Below are 1424 nucleotides of genomic sequence, written 5' to 3' on the forward strand. Positions count from 1 at the left end.
TGGGCCATCCAGGACTCGAACCTGGGACCTCTGCGTTATCAACACAGCGCTCTAACCAACTGAGCTAATGGCCCATATTTTGATGCTCTAACATCAAGCGAATGACGGGAATCGAACCCGCATAGCCAGCTTGGAAGGCTGGAATTCTACCATTGAACTACATTCGCAAGTAGTTCCTGTCGGAAGTCTCCTCCCTATGGCGCTGGACGGAATCGAACCGCCGACACATGCAGCTTCAATGCATTGCTCTACCAACTGAGCTACAGAGCCATCTCATTGTTCCCAATGAACGGTCACAGCGGGGCTCGAACCCGCGATCTCCTGCGTGACAGGCAGGCGTCCTAACCAGCTAGACCATGCGACCAATTGCGGGAGCAGGATTTGAACCTACGACCTTCGGGTTATGGGCCCGACGAGCTACCAGACTGCTCCATCCCGCGATAATTTTATTGCGACATCTTCATGCCTAAGGAGAATGTGGGATTCGAACCCACGCGCCGGTTTCCCGACCTGACGGTTTTCAAGACCGTTCCCTTCAGCCAGACTTGGGTAATTCTCCATTATCTTTACTTCGTCCTGCATGGACCATGTTGGACTCGAACCAACGACCGGACGGTTATGAGCCGTCTGCTCTAACCAACTGAGCTAATGGTCCTTTTTCGAGCCTATCGCGGCGGGGGGAATCGAACCCTCGACCTCTCGGGTATGAACCGAACGCTCTAGCCAGCTGAGCTACACCGCGATCCTCTTCGGCTAAGTTCCCTTAACCAATCGGGATGACAGGATTCGAACCTGCGACCCCCTGGTCCCAAACCAGGTGCTCTACCAAGCTGAGCTACATCCCGAAAAAGTCTTCCTGAGCTTTCGCCCTTCTGATACTTAAAAAAAGAGTTTGAATTCCTTCAACCTCTATGCACCTAGCAGGAGTCGAACCTGCAACCTCCTGATTCGTAGTCAGACGCTCTATCCAATTGCGCTATAGGTGCATATATGCCGGCGACCGGGATCGAACCGGTACGATATTTCTATCGCAGGATTTTAAGTCCTGTGCGTCTGCCTATTCCGCCACGCCGGCATAAAAGCGGAAGACGGGATTCGAACCCGCGACCCCCACCATGGCAAGGTGATGTTCTACCACTGAACTACTTCCGCATAATTCATGCCGACTAAAGGACTCGAACCTTCGACCCCCGCTTTACAAGAGCGGTGCTCTACCAACTGAGCTAAGTCGGCATCGCTTATCCCGACGTGCCGGTTTCTTTCTTGACCCTGAAGTCAATGGACGCTACAGGGATCGAACCTGTGACCCCCTGCTTGTAAGGCAGGTGCTCTCCCAGCTGAGCTAAGCGTCCATGATGGAGAGGAAGGGATTCGAACCCTCGAAACGTGTCGCCACGCTTACACGGTTTCCAACCGTGCTCCTT

General features: G+C 53.4%; 14 tRNA genes. All 14 read right to left on the reverse strand.

The features are described from left to right. The 14 genes from IEU65_RS10225 to IEU65_RS10290 all read right to left on the reverse strand — a co-directional run bounded on the left by IEU65_RS10225 (nt 1) and on the right by IEU65_RS10290 (nt 1352). Nucleotides 1-74: transfer RNA gene (locus IEU65_RS10225), tRNA-Ile, on the reverse strand. Between the two features lie 22 nt (nt 75-96). Further along, nucleotides 97-167: transfer RNA gene (locus IEU65_RS10230), tRNA-Gly, on the reverse strand. Nucleotides 168-197: 30 nt separating this feature from the next. After that, a tRNA-Phe gene (locus IEU65_RS10235) sits at nt 198-270 on the reverse strand. Between the two features lie 20 nt (nt 271-290). Next, nucleotides 291-364: transfer RNA gene (locus tag IEU65_RS10240), tRNA-Asp, on the reverse strand. 2 nt (nt 365-366) lie between these two features. Continuing rightward, nucleotides 367-440 (reverse strand) — tRNA-Met (locus IEU65_RS10245). Between the two features lie 29 nt (nt 441-469). After that, nucleotides 470-559, reverse strand: a tRNA-Ser gene (locus IEU65_RS10250). Nucleotides 560-581: 22 nt separating this feature from the next. Continuing rightward, nucleotides 582-655: transfer RNA gene (locus tag IEU65_RS10255), tRNA-Ile, on the reverse strand. 13 nt (nt 656-668) lie between these two features. Further along, nucleotides 669-742: transfer RNA gene (locus IEU65_RS10260), tRNA-Met, on the reverse strand. Between the two features lie 29 nt (nt 743-771). Then, nucleotides 772-845 (reverse strand) — tRNA-Pro (locus IEU65_RS10265). A 67-nt stretch (nt 846-912) separates the two neighbouring features. Beyond that, nucleotides 913-986: transfer RNA gene (locus IEU65_RS10270), tRNA-Arg, on the reverse strand. 5 nt (nt 987-991) lie between these two features. Continuing rightward, nucleotides 992-1075: transfer RNA gene (locus tag IEU65_RS10275), tRNA-Leu, on the reverse strand. Nucleotides 1076-1080: 5 nt separating this feature from the next. Continuing rightward, nucleotides 1081-1152, reverse strand: a tRNA-Gly gene (locus IEU65_RS10280). An 8-nt stretch (nt 1153-1160) separates the two neighbouring features. Continuing rightward, a tRNA-Thr gene (locus IEU65_RS10285) sits at nt 1161-1233 on the reverse strand. Between the two features lie 46 nt (nt 1234-1279). Then, nucleotides 1280-1352 (reverse strand) — tRNA-Val (locus tag IEU65_RS10290). Between the last annotated feature and the right edge of the window lie 72 nt (nt 1353-1424).

The organism is Leuconostoc pseudomesenteroides KCTC 3652 (assembly GCF_014634745.1).
In the GTDB taxonomy this organism is placed as follows: Bacteria; Bacillota; Bacilli; order Lactobacillales; family Lactobacillaceae; genus Leuconostoc; species Leuconostoc pseudomesenteroides.